At 73.8% G+C, this 18,964-nt stretch carries 18 protein-coding genes; 6 read left to right on the top strand and 12 right to left on the bottom strand.

From position 1 onward, the window contains the following. Positions 1-166: 166 nt before the first annotated feature. Positions 167-1,846 carry an LCP family protein gene (locus tag RMN57_RS15850; RefSeq protein WP_313764036.1) on the top strand — a complete coding sequence of 560 codons (1,680 nt, stop codon included), beginning with the start codon at positions 167-169 and terminating at the stop codon, positions 1,844-1,846. A gap of 48 nt (positions 1,847-1,894) precedes the next feature. Here the strand turns inward: RMN57_RS15850 and RMN57_RS15855 are convergent, their stop codons facing one another. Next, positions 1,895-2,512: an acyltransferase gene (locus RMN57_RS15855; protein ID WP_313764037.1), complete on the bottom strand. Its 618-nt coding sequence runs from the start codon at positions 2,510-2,512 to the stop codon at positions 1,895-1,897. Positions 2,513-2,577: 65 nt separating this feature from the next. Further along, a complete protein-coding gene (locus RMN57_RS15860) occupies positions 2,578-3,618 on the bottom strand; it encodes a glycosyltransferase family 2 protein (protein ID WP_313764038.1) in 1,041 nt (346 codons plus the stop codon). A gap of 164 nt (positions 3,619-3,782) precedes the next feature. Between RMN57_RS15860 and RMN57_RS15865 the strand changes: the two genes are divergently transcribed. After that, complete coding sequence (locus tag RMN57_RS15865) at positions 3,783-5,390, top strand: LCP family protein (protein ID WP_313764039.1); 1,608 nt, start codon at positions 3,783-3,785, stop codon at positions 5,388-5,390. Positions 5,391-5,560: 170 nt separating this feature from the next. Here RMN57_RS15865 and RMN57_RS15870 read toward each other — a convergent pair whose 3' ends face one another. The 4 genes from RMN57_RS15870 to RMN57_RS37075 all read right to left on the bottom strand — a co-directional run bounded on the left by RMN57_RS15870 (position 5,561) and on the right by RMN57_RS37075 (position 10,119). Beyond that, positions 5,561-8,143 (bottom strand): FtsX-like permease family protein, encoded by a 2,583-nt coding sequence (locus RMN57_RS15870; protein ID WP_313767841.1) that lies wholly within the window; start codon positions 8,141-8,143, stop codon positions 5,561-5,563. Between the two features lie 15 nt (positions 8,144-8,158). After that, positions 8,159-8,926, bottom strand: coding sequence for an ABC transporter ATP-binding protein (locus tag RMN57_RS15875; RefSeq protein ID WP_238863033.1), 768 nt, complete (start codon positions 8,924-8,926; stop codon positions 8,159-8,161). Positions 8,927-9,268: 342 nt separating this feature from the next. Then, positions 9,269-9,823 carry an NADPH-dependent FMN reductase gene (gene ssuE / locus RMN57_RS15880; RefSeq protein WP_313764041.1) on the bottom strand — a complete coding sequence of 185 codons (555 nt, stop codon included), beginning with the start codon at positions 9,821-9,823 and terminating at the stop codon, positions 9,269-9,271. A 209-nt stretch (positions 9,824-10,032) separates the two neighbouring features. Further along, positions 10,033-10,119, bottom strand: a complete 87-nt coding sequence (locus tag RMN57_RS37075; RefSeq protein ID WP_396327989.1) for a putative leader peptide — start codon at positions 10,117-10,119, stop codon at positions 10,033-10,035. Between the two features lie 241 nt (positions 10,120-10,360). Between RMN57_RS37075 and RMN57_RS15885 the strand changes: the two genes are divergently transcribed. Then, on the top strand, positions 10,361-11,770 hold the full coding sequence (locus RMN57_RS15885; RefSeq protein WP_313764042.1) for an LCP family protein: 1,410 nt from the start codon (positions 10,361-10,363) through the stop codon (positions 11,768-11,770). 128 nt (positions 11,771-11,898) lie between these two features. Here the strand turns inward: RMN57_RS15885 and RMN57_RS15890 are convergent, their stop codons facing one another. Then, positions 11,899-12,708 carry an arylamine N-acetyltransferase gene (locus RMN57_RS15890; protein WP_313764043.1) on the bottom strand — a complete coding sequence of 270 codons (810 nt, stop codon included), beginning with the start codon at positions 12,706-12,708 and terminating at the stop codon, positions 11,899-11,901. Between the two features lie 137 nt (positions 12,709-12,845). Between RMN57_RS15890 and RMN57_RS15895 the strand changes: the two genes are divergently transcribed. Further along, positions 12,846-13,370, top strand: coding sequence for a peptidylprolyl isomerase (locus tag RMN57_RS15895; RefSeq protein WP_313767842.1), 525 nt, complete (start codon positions 12,846-12,848; stop codon positions 13,368-13,370). 118 nt (positions 13,371-13,488) lie between these two features. Here the strand turns inward: RMN57_RS15895 and RMN57_RS15900 are convergent, their stop codons facing one another. Beyond that, positions 13,489-14,049, bottom strand: a complete 561-nt coding sequence (locus tag RMN57_RS15900) for a TetR/AcrR family transcriptional regulator (RefSeq protein ID WP_313767843.1) — start codon at positions 14,047-14,049, stop codon at positions 13,489-13,491. 102 nt (positions 14,050-14,151) lie between these two features. Here RMN57_RS15900 and RMN57_RS15905 point away from each other — a divergent pair, with 102 nt between their 5' ends. Further along, positions 14,152-14,592 carry a DoxX family protein gene (locus tag RMN57_RS15905; RefSeq protein ID WP_313764044.1) on the top strand — a complete coding sequence of 147 codons (441 nt, stop codon included), beginning with the start codon at positions 14,152-14,154 and terminating at the stop codon, positions 14,590-14,592. 150 nt (positions 14,593-14,742) lie between these two features. Here the strand turns inward: RMN57_RS15905 and RMN57_RS15910 are convergent, their stop codons facing one another. After that, on the bottom strand, positions 14,743-15,237 hold the full coding sequence (locus RMN57_RS15910; RefSeq protein ID WP_313764045.1) for a peptidylprolyl isomerase: 495 nt from the start codon (positions 15,235-15,237) through the stop codon (positions 14,743-14,745). 85 nt (positions 15,238-15,322) lie between these two features. Beyond that, entirely contained in the window at positions 15,323-15,970 is a 648-nt protein-coding gene (locus RMN57_RS15915) for a class I SAM-dependent methyltransferase (RefSeq protein WP_313764046.1), read from the bottom strand. 98 nt (positions 15,971-16,068) lie between these two features. Here RMN57_RS15915 and RMN57_RS15920 point away from each other — a divergent pair, with 98 nt between their 5' ends. Then, the gene (locus RMN57_RS15920) at positions 16,069-16,671 is read left to right on the top strand and encodes an NAD(P)H-dependent oxidoreductase (protein WP_313764047.1); all 603 of its coding nucleotides are present in this window, start codon (positions 16,069-16,071) and stop codon (positions 16,669-16,671) included. Positions 16,672-16,865: 194 nt separating this feature from the next. Here the strand turns inward: RMN57_RS15920 and RMN57_RS15925 are convergent, their stop codons facing one another. Together RMN57_RS15925 and RMN57_RS15930 are read right to left on the bottom strand one after the other, a co-directional pair. After that, the gene (locus RMN57_RS15925) at positions 16,866-17,345 is read right to left on the bottom strand and encodes a GNAT family N-acetyltransferase (RefSeq protein ID WP_313767844.1); all 480 of its coding nucleotides are present in this window, start codon (positions 17,343-17,345) and stop codon (positions 16,866-16,868) included. A gap of 145 nt (positions 17,346-17,490) precedes the next feature. Further along, complete coding sequence (locus RMN57_RS15930; protein ID WP_313764048.1) at positions 17,491-18,714, bottom strand: beta-ketoacyl-[acyl-carrier-protein] synthase family protein; 1,224 nt, start codon at positions 18,712-18,714, stop codon at positions 17,491-17,493. Positions 18,715-18,964: the final 250 nt, after the last annotated feature.

An 18,964-nucleotide genomic window follows, 5' to 3' on the forward strand; every position in this document is an offset into this window, starting at 1 on the left:
GTATTCCGCGGGAATTCCCGACCGCCCGGACACCCGCCGAATTGCGTTTTCCGAACATGGCGGAGATCACATCAGGAACAATTCCCCCACCCGGCTCGTCTAGGGTGTCCGGGTCGGTGCGCAAGCGGATGCACCGATCCGTGGACCGGCCGGAGGGAGGGAACCCGTGCAGCAGGACAGGCAGGACACCGGGCCGTACCGGCTCGACCCGGCCACCGGCATCCCGGCCCAGCGCCGCCGGCAGGCGACCCCCGAGCCGGTCGTCGAGCCCGCACCGGCGCCGGTCACCGCCGCCGGGTCCGCGCACGCCGGCGGACGGGCGGCCCGCCGCAGGGCGAACACCCGGCGCAGCCGCCGGCGGGCGCTGAAGTGGACGGCGGGCGTGGGAGCGCTGGTCCTGGTGGCCGGCTGCGGCGGCGCGTACTACGCGTACCAGCACTTCAACAACAACATCACCGCCGTCAAGGTGCAGCTGGGTGACGAGGCGGAGCGGCCCAAGCCGGCCGGCGACGCCCTGAACATCCTGGTCATCGGCACCGACAGCCGGGAGGGCCTCGGCCGCGAGTACGGCGACGAGGGCAGCACCGGGCACGCCGACACGACCCTGCTCTTCCACGTCGCCAAGGACCGCAGCAATGCGACGGTGGTGAGCCTCCCGCGCGACCTGATGGTGCCGATCCCGGAGTGCCGGACCAGCGCCGGAAAGGCGATCCCCGGTACGTCGCGGGCGATGTTCAACGAGAGTCTCGGCCAGGAGGGCCGCGATCCGGGCTGTACCTGGAAGACCGTGGAAAAGCTGACCGGAATCCGGGTCGACCACTTCGTGATGGTCAACTTCGAGGCCGTGAAGACGCTCTCCACCGCCGTCGGCGGAGTCGAGGTGTGCGCGGCCAAGGACATCAACGACCCGGATTCCCACCTGAAGATGAGCAAGGGCCGGCACGTGGTGCAGGGCGACGAGGCGCTGGCCTTCGTCCGCACCCGGCACGCCGTCGGCCTCGGCGGAGACCTCACCCGGATCCCGCTCCAGCAGCAGTTCATCAGCTCGATGATCCGCTCGATCAAGAGCGGCGACACCCTGACCAGCCCGACCAAACTGTGGAAGCTGGCGGACGCCGCCACCAAGGCGCTCACCGTGGACGACGGCATCGGCAGCGTCGACAAGCTGAAGGACCTCGCGCTGGACGTCAGCAAGGTGGACACCGGGAACATCACCTTCGCCACCGTGCCGGTGGAGGACGACACGAAGGACAAGAACCGGCTGATGCTCAAGCAGCCGGACGCGGGGCAGCTGTTCTCGCTGGTGGCCAACGACCGTTCGCTGACCGGGACCGCCGCGCCGGAGGCCGCCGCCTCGGCCGCCGCCACCCAGGGCGCCGCCGGTCAGGGAGCCGCCGGGGCCGCCGCGCACGCCGCGCCGGCCGGGCCGGGCGCGGCGCCCTCGCCGACGGCCACCGCCGCGGCGGACGACGCCAAGGGCCTCCGGGTGACGGTGCGCAACGGCAGCGGGACGCCCGGGCAGGCGCAGCAGACCGTCGACCGGCTCCGCGCGAAGGGCTTCACCCGTGCCGCGACCGCCGCCAACGCGCCCGCCGCGGCGGCCACTTCGATCACCTACCCGGCCGGGAAGGCCGCCGAGGCGGCCGCCCTGGCCGCCGTGCTCGGCCTGCCGACCGACGCCGTCGAGGAGGATCCGAAGGCGGGTACCAGGGACGGGCTGGCGGTGGTCCTCGGCAAGGACGGGCTGACGGCGACGGCGACGGCTTCGCCCGGCGCGGTGCCGACCGAGGCGCCCAAGGACCTCCAGCGCGTCCAGGCGGACGACACCGACGTCTGCGCCAAGTAGCTTCGGCCGGCGCCGTGTTGCGGTGGCCCGCGGTCGCGGCCGCGGCCGTTACAGCAGGGCCAGCGTGCCGTCGGTCTCGCGGTACTCCTCGCCGGTGCGCGGGCAGCGCCAGCGGTCCGGGCCGGCCGGCTCCAGCGGTTCGCCGGCCCGGCCGACCCACTTGATCCGGCGGGCCGGGACGCCGGCCACCAGCGCGAAGTCCGGCACGTCCCGGTGGACGACCGCACCCGCGGCGACCAGGGCCCAGCGGCCCACCGTCACCCCGGCGACCAGGACGGCGCGGCCGCCGATCGAGCAGCCCCGGCGGAGCGTCACCCCGCGGGCCCGCCAGTCGTCGCCGCGCTTGAGCCGCCCGTCGACGTCGACGGAGCGCGGGTAGAGGTCGTTGGTGAGCACGGCCGCCGGGCCGACGAACACCCCGTCCTCCAGCACGGCGGGCTCGTACACCAGCGCGTGGTTCTGCAGCTTGACCCGGTCCCCGATCCGTACGCCCGGGCCGACGTAGGCACCGCGCCCGATGATGCAGTCCGCGCCGATCACCGCGTCCTCGCGCACCTGGGCCAGGTGCCAGACGGTCGTCCCGGTGCCGAGCACCGCCCGTTCGTCCACGTCCGCGCTCGGTTCGACCCGGGCACCGACGACGGACCCGCCCTCAACTGTCCCCATGGCGCCAGACGATAGCGCCGGAGCGGGGGACGGGAGGGCGGGTCCGCGGGATTGGCCGGATCGGGTCAGCGGGCTTCCGTGACCACGTTGGCCGGGGACGGCGCACGGCTGCCGATCACCCGGCGGGCGAGCGAGCGCGGCGAGGTGAGGAAGCCGAACCCCCAGCTGAGGTGCATGGTGGCGAAGGCCACCGGCAGCAGGGACTTCGCCCGGAACGAGAGGCCGCGCCCCTCGACCAGCGCGCCGCCGACGATCCCCGCCAGGTAGGCGCCGGGCACCGCGAGGAAGGCCGGGTGGACGGCGGCACCGAGCAGCAGCCCGAGCGTCACGGCCAGGAACGCGGCCGGCGGGGCGAGGTAGCGCAGGTTGACCGAGCCCCGGTGGTAGCGGGTGACCACCCGGCGCCAACGGCCGTAGTCCTTGTACTGCTTGGCCAGCGCCCGCACGCTGGGGCGCGGCCGGTAGGTGACCCGCAGCTGCGGGGTGAACCAGACCAGCCCGCCGTCCTGGCGGATGCGGTAGTTGAGCTCCCAGTCCTGGGCGCGGACGAACTCCTCGTTGTAGCCGCCGAGCTTCTCCAGCACCTCGCGCCGGAACACCCCGAGGTAGACGGTGTCCGCCGGGCCGGCCAGACCGCCGGTGTGGAAGGCCGCGTTCCCGACACCGATCTTGGAGGTCATCGCGGCGGCGACCGCGTTCTCCCACTCGGTCTCGCCCTCGGCGTGCATGATGCCGCCGACGTTGGCCGCCTCCATCTCGCCGAGCAGCCGGACCGCCGTGGTGATGTACCCCGGGGTGAGCAGGCCGTGCCCGTCGACGCGGACCACTATCGGATGGCTGGAGCCGCGGATGGCGGCGTTCAGCCCCGCGGGCGTGCGACCGGTGGGATTCTCCACGGTCCGGACCCGCGGGTCCTCGGCGGCCAGCTCGGCGGCGATCTGCGCAGTGCGGTCGGAGGACGGACCGAGGGCGATGACCACCTCCATCGGCCCGGCGTAGTCCTGTTCCAGGATGTGCCGGACGGCCGTACGCAGGTGTCGTTCCTCGTTGAGCACCGGCATGATCACGGAGACCGCCGGCAGCTCCTCAGCAGCCTTGGTGTTCATCGGGGCCAACCGTACCGGTGAGGACGGGTCTCCGTCTTGTCCCGGTCTGGGCAGCTCCGCGCACCCTGCGATGGAGGAACGTTTCATCGGTCGCGCCCACCGTACCCGCCACCCCCGGCGCGCCCTCACCCGGCCCGGCACAGGCCGCCCCTACCATCCGAGAGATGCCCGTCTCCCCCCTCACGTCCCAGCCCGACCGGCGCCGCACCTGGCCCCGACGGCTGGCCGCGGGCGTCGCCCTCGCCGTCCTCGCCACCTCCTGCGGCGGCTGGGCGGTCCTGGACGGCCTCGGCTCGATCGACCGGGTCGACGCCTTCAGCAGCGACCAGGCCCGGCCCGCCGACGACGGCTCCACCACCTTCCTCGTGGTCGGCACCGACGAGCGGGACGGCATCCCGGAGAAGACGCTCAAGGACGTGCTGCACGCGGGGGGCGAGTCCTGCCACTGCACCGACACCATGATGATCGTGCGGCTCGCCGGGGACGGCGACCGGGCCAGCGTGATCAGCATCCCGCGCGACTCGTACGTGGACATCCCCGCCCACCGGGACGGGGTCACCCGCAGGGAGGTGCCGGCCGCCAAGGGGAAGATCAACGCCGCGTACGGGCTGGGCGGGCCGCAGCTCGCCGTCGCCACCGTGGAGCAGAACACCGGGCTGCGGATCGACCACTACCTGCAGGTGAACTTCACCGCCTTCGTCTCCGCCGTGGACGCCCTCGGCGGAGTGCGGGTCTGCACCGCGAAGCCGCTCAGGGACGAGTACTCCGGCCTCGACCTGCCTGCCGGCACCAGCACCCTGGACGGCGCCGGGGCGCTCAAGTACGTCCGCGCCCGGCACGTGGACGGCAGCTCCGACCTGGGGCGGATGCACCGGCAGCAGAAGTTCGTGGCCCAGCTGCTGCACCAGGTGACCAGCAGCGGCACCCTGCTCAACCCGGTCCGGCTGGCCCGGGTGACGGACAGCGTGCTCGGCTCGGTGAAGGCCGACAAGGACCTCGGCGCGGACGACCTGGTCACCCTGGCCACCCGGATGAAGGACCTCACCGCCGGCCGGGCCGACTTCGCGACCGTGCCGCTGGCGCAGGTGGACCACCAGGTGCCCGGCTGGGGCTCGACCGTGCTCTGGGACCAGGCCGCGGCGCGGGCCCTGTTCGACGCGGTGCGGTCCGGGCGGCCGCTGGCGGAGACGGCCGCGGAGACCACCGCCGTCCCGGCCGCCGTCCCGGCCGCCGGCTCGCCCGCGGCCGCCCCCGCCCGGGAGCCGTCCGTCGCGCCGGAGCAGGTGCACGTCCAGGTGTTCAACGCGACCGGCGTGCCCGGGCTGGGCGCCCGGGTCGACGGCGACCTGCGGCGGGCGGGCTTCGCCACCACCGGCGCACCGTCCAACGCCCCGGCGGGCACACCGCCCGGCCGGACGGCGGTCCGGTACGACCCGCGGTGGGCCGAGTCGGCCCGGCTCCTGGCGGCCGCGCTGCCGGGGGCGGAGCTGACCGCCGTCCCGGGGCTCGGGCCCACCCTGCAGGTGTACGCGGGCGCCGACCAGCCGGGGGCGGGCGGTGCCGCGGCGACCCCCTCCGCGATCGCGAGCCCCGGCCCGGGCCCGGCGCCCGCCCCGCCGCCTCCCCCGGCGTCCCCCGCGGCCCCGGCCGCCCCGTCGGCCGCGGTGGCCGGCTCGGGCGCGGTGGCCCCCTCCGGCGCGGTGGCCCCCTCCGGCGCGGCGCCGGGAGCCGGGATCGCCGCGGACACGGCGGCGGAGATCATCTGCCCGTAGCGGTGCCGTGGCGGACCCGCCCGCAGCGGGTGTGCCCGCCCGCCGCCGGCGGCCGGTGTCGTCCGGTGCCGTCGCGGACCCGGGCCCGGGCACGCCGCAGGGGCCGGGTGCTGGTTCGCACCCGGCCCCTGCGGCCCCCCGTTCGACCCCGATCCCCCCGGATCCCGGGGTCAGTCCGTCGCGATAGCCGCGAGGACGTTCATCCGCCCGGCCCGGAAGGCCGGGACGAGGGCGGCCACCAGACCGATCACCACCGAGGCGATCAGCGTGGCGGCGATCGTGCCGGCCGGCACGGACAGCGTCGCCAGGCCCTGCTCCTTCAGGACCTGCTGCCCGGTGATGCCCCAGGCCAGGCCGAGCCCGGTGCCGAGGACGGCGCCGAAGAGGGCGATCACCACCGACTCCAGCCGGATCATGCGGCGCAGCTGGCGGCGGGAGAGCCCGATCGCCCGCAGCAGGCCGATCTCACGGGTCCGCTCGACCACCGAGAGCGCCAGGGTGTTGACCACGCCGAGCACCGCGACCACGATCGCCAGGGCGAGCAGGCCGTAGATCATGTAGAGCAGGGTGTTGACCTGGTCCTGGACCAGCTCCTTGTAGCCCGCCTGGTCCCGGACCTTGAGCTGCGGGTAGTCCTTGAGCGAGTCCTCCAGCGCACCGAGCGTCCTGGCGACGTCGGCACCGGCCGCGGCCTTGCCGTAGATCTGCACGTCGAGCGGCATGTCGGCGGCCGGAACAGCCTTGGCCAGGGTGTCGATGCCGACGAACGTCGCTCCGGCGAAGAGCGAGTCGCCCTTGCTCAGGACGGCCCCGACCGGCACGGACTGGGTGTGGCCGTTGCCGTAGTCGACCTTGACGGTGTCGCCGACCTTGAGCTTCTGCTCGGCGGCGAACTCCTCGCCGAGCGCCAGCGACCCCTGCTTCAGCGACTCGACCGACCCGGACTTCACCTCCAGCCGGAAGTCGTCGCCGAAGGTCGCCGAGACCGCGGAGACGTGCTTCCTGAACGTGCCGCCGTCCGGCAGCGTGAGCAGCGCCGGCAGGCTCTTGTGCTCGGTGACGTGGGCGATCCCCGGCGTCCCCGCGGCGGCCTTGACCATGTCGGGGTTGACGATCCCCTGGCTGCTGGAGATCACGTAGTCGGCGCCGACCGACTTGTCGATCTGCTGGTTGGTGGACTCGATCATGGAGGAGGTGAAGACCGAGGCCCCGATCACCAGCGCCAGGCCGATCATCAGCGCGGCCGCGGTGGCACCGGTCCGGCGCGGGCTGCGCATCGCGTTGCGCTGGGCCAGCTTGCCGGACGGGCCGAACACGGCCGGCAGGGCCGCGCCGAGCACCCGCACCACGGTGGTGGCCAGCAGCGGGCCGAGGACGACGAAGCCGATCAGGGTGAGCAGCACGCCGAGGCCGAGGTACTGCCCGCCGGTCGCCGCCTTGTCCGCCGAGGCCGCGAGCACCAGCAGGCCGCCACCACCGGCGGTCAGCACCAGGCCGGCGATCGTCCGGACCACGTTGGAGCGGGCCTCGGCGGGCGTGCCGTGGTCGCGCAGGGCGGCCATCGGGGCGATCCGGCTGGCCCGGCGGGCCGGTATCCAGGCGGCCAGCACGGTGATCACGATGCCCACCGCGTAGGCCGCGATCGGCACGTTCAGCCCGATCTGCAGGTCGCCGGCGTCGAGGTTCATGCCGACCGCGTTCATCAGGCCGATCAGCCCCACCGCCAGGCCGAGGCCCGCGCCGAGGCCGAGGGTGGAGCCGAGCACGCCGAGGATCAGCGCCTCCACCAGCACCGAGCGGTTCACCTGCCGGCGGCTGCCGCCGATGGCCCGCAGCAGACCGATCTCCCGGGTGCGCTGGGCGACCAGCATCGAGAAGGTGTTGATGATCAGGAAGCCGCCGACCAGCAGCGAGATGCCGGCGAAGCCGAGCATCGCGTACTTCATGAAGTTGAGGAAGGAGCCGACGCTCTTGCTGTTCTCCTCCTGCTGCTCCGCGGCCGTCTTCACCTGGAAGCCGCCGCCGAGCTTGCCGAGGGCGTCGGCCTTGAGCTGCTCGTTGGTGCGGCTGCCGTCGCCGAAGGCCTCGACCGAGGTGAACTCGGACTTGCCGAGGAGGTCCTTCTGCGCGGTCGGGGTGTCCAGGAAGGCGAGCGCGGCACCCGGGTTGGTGGTCTTGAAGGTGGCGATGCCGGCGAGGGTGAACTCGTGGGTGCCGTTGGTCGCGGTGATGACCCGGATCCTGTCGCCGAGGCCGAGCTTGGCCTTCTTGGCGGTGTCGGCGTCGAGCACCAGCTGGTCGGCGCCCTGCGGCACGTGGCCGCTGGTGATCTCCACCGAGTTGCGCGGGGTGTCCGTCCAGTTCCCGGTCAGGGTCGGGGCACCGCCGGTCGGGCCGATGGCCTTGTTGGTGACCGGGTTGACCAGCACGGCGTTGGAGACGAAGACCTGGCCGAGGGCCTGCTTGACCCCGGCGACGGCGGCGACCTTCTCGACCGCGTCGGCCGGCACCGTGGCGACCTTGCCGGCCGGGCGGTCGTCGTCGTCCTCGCCGTCGAGCCCGGTCTTGGCGGGCTGGACGGCGATGTCGGAGGCGGTCGAGGCGAACAGCCGGTCGAAGGTGCTGGTCGCGGTGTTGGAGAACACCAGGGTGCCGGACACGAACGCGACCGACAGCACGACCGCGATCAGCGAGAGCACCATCCGCCCCTTGTGGGCGAAGAAGCTCCGCAGTGACGTCTTGAGCAGCATGATCCTTTGCCCGCCCGCTCAGCTGGTGCGCTTGCCGTCGAAACGGCGCATGCGTTCGAGGACGGAGTCGGCGGTCGGGGCGTGCATCTCGTCGACGATCACGCCGTCGGCGAGGAAGAGCACGCGGTCCGCGTAGCCGGCGGCGACCGGGTCGTGGGTGACCATGACGATGGTCTGGCCCAGCTCGTCGACCGAGCGGCGCAGGAAGGTGAGCACCTCGGCGCCGGCCCGGGAGTCGAGGTTCCCGGTGGGCTCGTCCCCGAAGATGATCTCGGGGCGGGCGGCCAGCGCCCGGGCCACCGCGACGCGCTGCTGCTGGCCGCCGGACAGCTGGGTCGGGCGGTGCTTGAGCCGGCCGGCCAGGCCCACGGTCTCGACCACCTGATCCAGCCAGGCGGTGTCCGGCTTGCGGCCGGCGATGTCCATCGGGAGCGTGATGTTCTCCAGCGCGTTCAGCGTGGGGAGCAGGTTGAAGGCCTGGAAGATGAAGCCGATCTTGTCCCGGCGCAGCTTGGTGAGCTGCTTGTCCTTCAGGCCGGTGATCTCGGTCTCGCCGATCCAGATCCGGCCCTCGGTCACGGTGTCCAGGCCGGCCAGGCAGTGCATCAGGGTCGACTTGCCGGAGCCCGACGGTCCCATGATCGCGGTGAAGCGGCCGCGCTGGATGTCCACGTCGACCGCGTCCAGCGCGGTGACCCTGGTCTCGCCACTGCCGTAGGCCTTGGTGACCTGGCGTGCCGAGGCGGCGACGGCACCGGTGCCGCCGGGAAGCTGGGAGTCGTACACGGCTGCTGGTGCCGTCGTCACTGGAGTCTCCTAAGAAGTGGGCCCACCCGTTGCCCCCAGCCTCGCCGACCCCACCTGTGCTGCGACATGGTGGAGGGGATAGTCCTCGACCGGGAGTTGACCCCACCCTCCCGGTAGACCGGGGTGTCCGACCCGGCAGAACCGGGCCCCGTTCGGACGGGCGGGGATGTGATCCACGTTAGGAGAGCCGGGCGAACAGCTCGTCATCCGCCGGTATGAAGCCGCACAACCGTAGTTGTACGGGGCGGGGTACCCCTCCCCCTAGGGGTAGCCGCCGCCCTCCTCAGGGTCCGCCCGTACGGGGGCCCGCGCGACCCCCGGTCAGCAGGTCAGGACGGGCGCGGCGAGCCGCTCCAGCGCGGTCGCGAACCCGTCGACCACGGGCGTCAGCAGCACGTCCGTCTCGCGCTCGACCGCCGTGGCGCCGTCCTCCCGGACGGTGATGTGGCGGTCGAGCACGAACCAGCCCTGGGTGATGTGGCCGGCGCCCATCGAGTTGAGCACCGGGCGCAGCGCGTAGTCCACCGCGAGGACGTGCGCGGTGGAGCCGCCGGTGGCCAGCGGCAGGACGGCCTTGCCGGTCAGCGCGTACTGCGGCAGCACGTCCAGCAGGGCCTTCAGCAGGCCCGAGTAGGCCGCCTTGTAGACCGGTGTGCCGATGACCACGCCGTCCGCCTCGGCGAACAGCTCGGCGGCGGCGACGATCGCGGGGTGCCCGAAGTCCCCCGAGAGCAGGGCGTGCGCGGGCAGGCTGCGCGCCTCGAAGGGGACGACGCGGTGGCCGCGGGCCTCCAGCCGGGCGTCGACGTGGCGCAGCAGGCGGGTGGTGCGGGAGGTCGCGGACGGGGAGCCGGAGACGGACAGGACGGTGGCCATGGGTTCACCTCGGGGCGGGAAGCGGGGCAGCGCCGAGGGGACGGGCGGCGCCGCGGGAGCGGGACGACGGCGCCGGGCGAGCGGATCGGCGCCGCGTGGAGCGGCGGTACGAGGAGACGACGCGGCGCCGACGCCACCGCGGAGCGGAGGCGGAACGGGAGGGGGGGTTCTCGGCCGGAGCGGGCCGGGACGAGGCCTAGGGGCGCGCGTCAGCCACGACAGAGCGAACAGGACACACGCTGGAGGTCGACGTGCCGCCGACGCGTGAGAGTCCTTCGCTGATCCATGGCGGTCATGCAAACACGCTGCGTTCCGGGCGGTCAAGGATCGTTCCGGCAGGCGAACACCGGCCGCGACGCATGCTGAGACGGCGCACGGGACGGACGGGGCGGGAGTGAGCAGGGGGACGGACGGCGCGCGGACCTCCGCGGGACGTTGCCGCGGAACGATCCGGCACGTGCATCAAATCTGCTACAAGGCGCCTGGTGGGGGCCCCGGGGGGAGTCACCGCAACCGGCGTCGGGCATCCTCTCCCACATGAACACGTGGCAGGAGGGCCGCCCGGGCGGCGGCGGGAACTCGTACGGCAGCGGCAGCGGCGGCGCGTACGGGCAGGGCGGGGGCGGTACGGCGGCCGAGCCGCCGCTCCCCCCGTCGCTGAACCCGCGCGGGCCGGGCGCCCCGGCGCCGCGGCAGCCGCAGGGCCACGAGCGGGCCCCGCTGGGGAACGCGCCGGCGCCGGCCCCCGGCTACGGCGGGCAGCAGGGCTACGGCGCGCCCGGGTACGGCGACCAGGGCTACGGCGAGACCGCCTACGGTCAGCCGCAGGCCTACGGGCAGCCGGACGGTCGCCCGGGGGTGCCGCCCCAGCAGGCACCGGGCGCGCCCGGAGGCCCCGGTGCGCCCGGCGGGCCGATAGGCCCGGGCGGCGCCCAGCCGCCCACCACCGCCCGCGCGTCGCGCTGGCCGCGGCGCCGGATCGTCAAGTGGTCGGTCTTCGGCGTGGTGATCGCGCTGATGGTCACCGCCGTCTCCACCTGGTTCTGGGCCGACTCCAAGCTCAACCACGAGAACGTGCTGACCGACTACGCCGGCCGCCCCGCCGCGGGCAAGGGCACCAACTGGCTGATCGTCGGCTCCGACAGCCGCAACGGGCTCTCCGACTCCCAGGAGGAGGACCTGCACACCGGGCACGCGGGCGGCAAGCGCAGCGACTCGATGATGATCCTGCACATCGGGGACAACGGGAACACCCTGATGAGCATCCCGCGCGACTCCTGGGTGCCGATCCCCGAGCACCCGGGCGACAACGGGAAGACCGTCAAGGCCACCACCTCGAAGATCAACTCCGCTTTCGCGGCGGGCGGCGGCAAGCTGCTCGCGCAGACCGTCGAGCTGAACACCGGCATCCGGATCGACCACTACGCCGAGATCGGCTTCGCCGGGTTCGTCGGCATCGTCGACTCGGTCGGCGGCGTGGACATGTGCATCGAACAGGACGTCAAGGACAAGGACTCCGGCCTCGACCTCAAGGCCGGCTGCCAGAGCCTGACCGGCACCCAGGCGCTCGCCTTCGTCCGCCAGCGCCACCAGATGGCCGACCAGGACCTCGGCCGGATGCGCAACCAGCAGAAGTTCCTCGGCGCGCTGGCCAAGCAGGCCGCCTCGCCGGCGACGCTGCTGAACCCGTTCACCTTCTACCCGCTGGTGGACTCGGGCCTGGGCACCCTGATCGTCGACGAGGACGCCGGGCTGACCGACCTCGGCTCGCTCTTCCTCGCCATGAAGGACGTCAACGGCGGCGGCGGCAAGAGCATCACCGTCCCGATCGCCAACCCGGACTTCCGGACCAGCACCGGCGAGTCGGCGGTCAAGTGGGACAGCGCCAAGGCCAAGCAGGTCTTCGACGCCTTCAAGAACGACACCGCCGTGCCGGACGTGAAGTAGGCCCGGGCGGAGGGGGGGCGTGAGCGGGGCCGGGCAGCTGCCCGGCCCCGCTCACGCCCCCCCGCGCGTTCGTTCCCCCACGCCCCCTGCACGCCGGCGCCGGGCCCGGACGGGCCGCGCGGCCGCGGCTACTGCACCCGGGCGGCGGGCGCGACGGGGAGGCGGTCCAGGGTGATGCCGAAGAACGTGCGGTAGGCCGCCAACGCGGCCGCCTCGTCCAGGAGTTCCTCGGTGCGGGCGCCGTCGGCGGCGGTGCGGATCAGCCGGGTGCCGCTGAGCGTGACCCGGCCGCCCTCGGGGGTCGGCAGCGTGCAGGTGGTCGAGCGGGTGAAGTGCGAGTCCGGCGAGGTGGTCTGCCACCAGCAGGTCGGCACGAAGTCCGCCAGCGGGTACGGCCGCAGGCCCAGCCGGTACTGCGGCTTGCCGTCCATCAGCACGTCCAGCTCGTCGTCGCCGCCCGGCACGAGGGTGAACCCGCCGGCCGGATCGGTCTGCGGGCCGCGCTCGTCGAGGCGGAGCGGCTGCCGGCTGAAGCGGCCGAAGCCGACGTCGACCAGCCACGGCTCGTCGAGGTCCACCCGCAGCGCCAGGTGGTCCAACGGCGGGCCCGGCCGGTCGTCGGCGAAGACGCGGGCCGACAGCAGGCTCACCTTGTAGCCGAGGGAGCGCAGCAACTCGGCGAAGGAGCCGTTGAGCTCGTAGCAGAAGCCGCCGCGGCGGCGGGTCACGACCTTCTCCACCAGTGCGCCCGGTTCGAGCACCACGGGCTCGCCGAGGTGGATGCTGAGGTTCTCGAACGGCACCGTCTGCAGGTGGGCGAGCTGGAGCTCCGCCAGCGCCTCCGGGGACGGCCGGCCGGGCGCCGGTACGCCGATCCGGGCCAGGTAGGCGTCCCGCTGGGTTTCGGTCAGGCCGTCGAACGGCGTGGGGTGATCCATTCGCCCATTCCACCCGGGCCGGGGGCGGTGTGCCATCGGACATTGGTCCTAGGGCCCCGCTCCGAGCAGTGCCCGGCCTCTCGGCCCGCGCCGTGGCAGGATCGGCAGGCACCCCGTCCAGCTACCGAAGGCAGATCGTGGCCCAGCAGCTCTACGCCGTCCTCAAGACCAACCGCGGCGACATCACCCTCCGGCTCTTCGAGTTCCAGGCGCCCAAGACCGTCCGCAACTTCGTCGAGCTCGCCGAGGGCCGGCGCGAGTGGACCCACCCTGGGACCGGTGAGCCGAGCACCGACCGGCTCTACGACGGCACCCTGTTCCACCGGGTGATCCCCGGCTTCATGATCCAGGGCGGCGACCCGCTGGGCGACGGCACCGGCGGCCCGGGGTACGAGTTCCCGGACGAGTTCCACCCGGAGCTCTTCTTCGGCCGCCCCTACCTGCTGGCGATGGCCAACTCCGGCCCCGGCACGAACGGTTCGCAGTTCTTCATCACCGTGAAGGCGACGCCGCACCTGAACCGCAAGCACACCGTCTTCGGCGAGGTGGCCGGCGCCGCCTCGCAGCAGGTGGTCGACGCGATCGCCGCCACGTCGACCGGGGCCGACGACCGGCCGGTGGAGGACGTCGTCATCGAATCCGTGGTCGTCGAGCGCCGCTGACCGTCTCCGCGGTCGGCGCGGCCCGGGGTGCCCGGCGTGGGAAGTCGGACCTGCCGACTTCCCACTCCGGCCGCCCGGGCGCCTGTCGGCCGCACCGTCCGTCGCGCCGTCCGTCGCGCTACCGGTCGCGCCGGAAGACCAGCTCCAGCACCGAACGGGCGACCTCTTCGACGTTCCCCTCCGCGCTCTCCGGCAGCGCGCCGTTCAGCCAGAGACCGGCGAAGCCGTGCGCCACCGACCAGGCCGCGAGCGTGGTCGCCCGCTCCGAGCCCCCGCCCGGCGCCAGCTTGCGCGCACTCTCGGCGAGCACCGCACCCGCGCGGTCCCGGGCCACGGCGGCCTCGGGGTCGTCCGTCCGGTAGAGCTCGGGCCGGAACATCACCTCGAAGTACGCCCGGTGGTCCACGGCGAAGCGCACGTACGCCACGCCGGCGCCGTACGGGTCGTCCGCGGCGCGCTCCAGGCTGTCCGCGAAGAGTGCGAACCCCTCCGCCGCGACCGCCGTCAGCACTCCCGTCTTGTCCCCGAAGTGGTGCGCCGGCGCCGCGTGCGAGACGCCCGCCCGCCGGGCCAGCTCGCGCAGGCTCCACCCCGACGGGCCGGACTCGCCGATGGCCTCCAGCGCCGCGTCCAGGACGGCCCGCCGCAGGTTCCCGTGGTGATAGCTCGACTGGCTGATCTGTCCCACCTCCACTCTCGTTCGTCCCTCCACCATATCTAGTCATTGACAAGATGACCCGTCGGACAGCAATCTTTCCAACGACAAGATTGGAGAACAGAGATGGCCCCGCTCATCGCCCTCGTCGGAGGGTTCGCCGCCCTCCGGTTGCTCGGTCTGTTCGCCGTGGACGGGCTCGACGCCTGGCAGCCCGCCCTGCGCGGCGGGCTCGCGCTGATGTTCGTCACCACCGGCGTGCCGCACTTCATCCCGTCCTGGCGGCGTGAGTTCGCCGCGATGGTCCCGCCCGCGCTCCCCCGGCCCGCCCTGTTGGTCACCCTCACCGGCGTCCTGGAGCTCGCCGGCGCCGTGGGGCTCGCGGTGCCCCCGCTCGCGCCCTTCGCGGCGGGCGGCCTCGCCCTGCTGATGCTGGCGATGTTCCCGGCCAACGTCTCCGCGGCCCGGCGCGGGCTCACCCTCGCCGGGAAGCCGGTGACCCCGCTGCCCGCGCGGACCGCGGAGCAGGTGCTGTTCGTCGCCGTCGCCGTCGCCGCGGCGGTGTGACGGCCGCCGGCGCCGGGTCGGGTCGGGTCGGGTCGGGTCGGGAACGCCCGCCGGGCCGGGAAAGCGCGAGGGGCAGGGAGTCGGTCGGTCCGACGCCCTGCCCCTCGCTGCGCTCACGCCCGCGGCGGTGCCGCCGCGGTGTGGTCGTTGTTACTCCACGATGCCCGACGCGGCGATGGTGATCTTCGCCTTGGTGCGGCCGCTCTGCGAGCCCAGCGACTCGATCTTCTTCACCAGGTCCATGCCATCGACGACCTCGCCGAAGACGACGTGCTTGCCGTCCAGCCAGTCGGTCACGATGGTGGTGATGAAGAACTGCGAGCCGTTGGTGTTGCGGCCGGCGTTGGCCATCGACAGCTGACCCGGCTTGGTGTGCTTGAGCTGGAAGTTCTCGTCCTCGAACTTCGCGCCGTAGATGCTCTTGCCGCCGGTGCCGTCACCGCGGGTGAAGTCACCGCCCTGCAGCATGAAGTTGGGGATGACACGGTGGAACGACGAGCCGGCGTAGCCGAAGCCGTGCTCACCGGTGGCCAGCTCGCGGAAGTTGCGGGCGGTCTTCGGGACGACGTCGTCGAACAGCGTGAAGACGATCCGGCCGGCCGGCTCGTCGTTGATGGTGATGTCGAAGTAAACGTTGGAACCCATGCAGGGATCATGGCATGCCGGGCGGGCTCATGCGCGACAACCCCGGACCCCGCGCCCCGGGGCCCGGACCTCACGCCCCGGCCCGCTACGCCGGGCGGCGCGCGAGGAGCACGGCCTGCGGAGCCGTCTCCTCCCGGCCGCGCTCGCGGACCAGCCGGGTGGTGACCTCCAGCCCGGCCCCCGCCGCCAGCTCCGCGACCAGCTCGGGCCGGCGACGGCGGAAGTCCAGCGCGACCGGGAGCCCGAAGGCTTGCTCGATCCGGAGCGGCTCGTCGCCCACCTGGAAGGCGAGCAGCAGGTGGCCGCCCGGCGCGAGCACGCGGTGGAACTCCGCGAAGACCTCCGGCAGCCGCTCCCGCGGGGTGTGGATGATCGAGTACCAGGCCACCGCGCCGGCCAGCGCGGCGTCGGGCAGCGGGAGGTCGAGCAGCGAACCCACCTCGAAGCGCAGCTCCGGGTGCTCCGCGCGGGCCGTCGCGAGCATTCCCGGGGAGAGGTCGATGCCGAGGACGTCCAGCCCGAGCCGGTGCAGATGGGCCGTCACCCGGCCGGTGCCGCAGCCGAGTTCCGCCACCGGCCCACCGCCGTCGGCCCGGACCAGGTCGGCGAAGGCGGCCAGCATCGCGCGGTCCAGCGGGCGCTCCGCCGACACGTCACGGAAGCGCGCGGCGTAGTCGACGGCGATGGCGTCGTAGAACACCCGGGTCTCGGACAGGAATTCGGGCTCGGTCATGGCCTGGCACCCTACCCGCCGGCCACCCGCGACCCAAGGCCCCGACCGCCCCTCCCTAGGATGGGCGGAGGCCAACGGAGCGCGAGGGGGAACGGCAGATGGGCGTGCAACGGGTCGGGGTGTACCTGGCGCACCCGCGACCGGGGAGCTTCAACCACGCACTGTACGAGGCCGTGGTGGACGAGCTGCGCGCTCGCGGCTGCGAGGTGCTGGCGCACGACCTGTACGCCGAGGGGTTCGCCCCGGCGCTGACCGCCGAGGAGACCGGAACGGTCGACCCGGCCGCCGCCCCCACCGACCCGCAACTCGCCCTGCACCGCGGGGAGGTGGCCACGCTCGACGCGCTGGTCCTGGTGCACCCGAACTGGTGGGGCATGCCGCCGGCCGTCCTGGCCGGGTGGGTGCAGCGGGTGCTGGCACCCGGGGTGGCGTACAAGCTGGGCACGGCGGACGGTGAGCCGGCCGGGCTGCTGCGGGCCGGGCGGGCGCTGGTCCTGAACACCTCCGACACCCCGGAGGAGCGCGAGCACGGCGAGTTCGGCGACCCGCTGGAGCGGATCTGGGCGGCCTGCGTGCTGCCGTACGTGGGGGTGACGGACGTCCGGCGCCTGGTCTTTCGCACCGTGACCGACTCCGCCGAGGCCGCCCGCGCGCAGTGGCTGCGCCGGGCTCGGCAGGCGGCCGCGGCGCTGCTCGACTGACTCCGGCCGGAGGGCCGGACGACAACGCCACCACCACGAACCGCGGCTGCTGCCGCTACCCGGGCTCCACCTCGACCGAGTACCGCCTGCCGGGCTGAGCGCGGGACGAGAACGGCACGGAGCAGGAAGTCGGCCGAGCCGACGTCCTGCTCCGTGCCGGTCCCCCCGGGGCAGCCGGCCCCGGCGGGCGGCCGTCAGGCGGCCGCGAGGTCGAGCTCGGCGACCACCTGGTCGCCGCTGAGCTCGCCGGTCGGCCTGAAGCCCAGGCGGGCGTAGAAGCCGGCCGGGCCGTCGTCGCCGGGGACGTAGGTGACCGTCACCCGGTGGCCGCCACGGCGGCGGATCTCGGCGGCGACCTGCTCGACGGCGAACCGGCCGCAGCCGCCGCCCTGCTCCCCGGCGGCGATGTTGAGGCGCCAGAGGCCGGAGCGGGGGCGGTCGTCCGGCCGGTCGGGGTAGAAGGTGATGTCGAAGAACGCCATCACGAACCCGACCAGCCGATCGCCGTCGAAGATCAGCCGGGGCCAGGCGCTGTCACCGTGCACGTAGGCCTCGGCCAGCGACTTGACCACCGGGGACACCAGCCGCTCCTGGTCCGGTCGGACCTTCAGGGCGAGCGCGGCGTCGATCGTGGCCGGGGTGACCGGTTCCAGCCGCAGGGCGGGGGATGGCATAGACATGCCGCCGACCTTAGCGATCATCCCCGGGCCGGGTCGCCCGGTTTTCCCGCCGCCCGGGGCACCGCGGCGCGCACCGCCGCGGCACCGGCCCGCACCCGGCACCTGGCGCCCGGCACCCAGCCGTCACGGCACCTGGCCGTCACGGCGCGGGGGTGAAGACCAGCGAGGCGTTGTGCCCGCCGAACCCGAAGGAGTTGGTGAGCGCGGCAGTCAGCGCGCCGCGGCGGGGAGCTCCGGCCACCACGTCCAACCCGACCGCCGGGTCGAGCCGTTCGAGGTTCCGGGTGGCCGGCACCACGCCGTCCCGCAGGGCCAGCACGGCGGCCAGCGCACCGACCGCCCCGGCCGCGCCGAAGAGGTGGCCGGTCATCGACTTGGTCGCGGTGACGGCCGGGTGGCGGCCGATCGCCTCGGCGACCGACTCGGCCTCCACCAGGTCGCCCAGCGGCGTCGAGGTGGCGTGGGCGTGCACCAGGCCGATGTCGCGCGGGGCCAGCCCCGCCTCCGCCACCGCCCGGCGCATCGCCCGGACCTGCCCCTCCGCCGCGGCCCCCGTGATGTGGTGGGCGTCCGAGGTGACGGCCGCACCGGCCAGCCGGGCGTACGCCCGGGCGGAGCGGGCGGCGGCGAAGTCGGCGCGCTCCAGCACGACGACCGCCGAGCCCTCGCCGATCACGAAGCCGTCCCGGTCGACGTCGAACGGACGCGAGGCCCGCCCGGGCTCGTCGTTGCGGGTCGAGTGGGCCTTGGCCTGGGCGAAACCGGCCAGCGGCAGCGGGCAGATGCACGCCTCCGCGCCGCCGGCGACCACCACGTCCGCCCGCCCGAGCCGGATCAGGTCCAGACCCATCGCGATCGCCTCGGCGCCGGACGCGCAGGCGCTCACCGGGGTGTGCGCGCCGGCCCGCGCGCCCAGCTCGATGGAGACCCACGCGGCCGGCCCGTTGGCCATCAGCATCGGCACCGTGTGCGGGGAGACCTTCCGCACGCCGGACGCCTCCAGCACGTCGTCCTGCCCGAGCATGGTGAGCGCGCCGCCGGTGCCGGTGCCAATCACCACGGCCAGCCGCTCCGGCTCCACCCCGGGCGCCCCGGCGTCGGCCCAGGCCTGCCGGGCGGCGATCAGCGCCACCTGCTCGCAGCGGTCCAGCCGGCGGGCCCGCACCCGGTCGATCACCTCGGACGGCTCGACCCTGAGCCGCCCGGCGATCCGGACCGGCAGCCCCGCGGCCCACTCCTCCTCGATCGGGCCGATGCCCGACTCCCCGGCCAGCATGGCCGCCCAGGTCGAGTCGGCGTCCCCGCCGAGCGGTGTGGTCGCCCCGAGCCCGGTGACCAGCACAGCGCCGTTGTCGACACCCATCGAACGAACCCCCTGAGGTGTTTGGAGCTTGTGAACGAGGCACAACCCGCCGCACGGGGGAGCCCGGCGGCTGTTCGCCTCTTCCGCCACCTTGCCAGGGAACTGACGATCGGTCCGGCATGCCAGCCATCCGATTCGGACGCGAAGTCTTTGGAGGGTTCCGCCAATGGCACCCGAAGGCCGACCCGGGCCGGAACGCGGCCGGCCCCCGACCGCGGACGGGCGGTCGGGGGCCGGAAGAGCCGGAAGC

The sequence above is a fragment of the Kitasatospora sp. CM 4170 genome (assembly GCF_032110285.1).
GTDB classification, from domain to species: domain Bacteria; phylum Actinomycetota; class Actinomycetes; order Streptomycetales; family Streptomycetaceae; genus Kitasatospora; species Kitasatospora aburaviensis.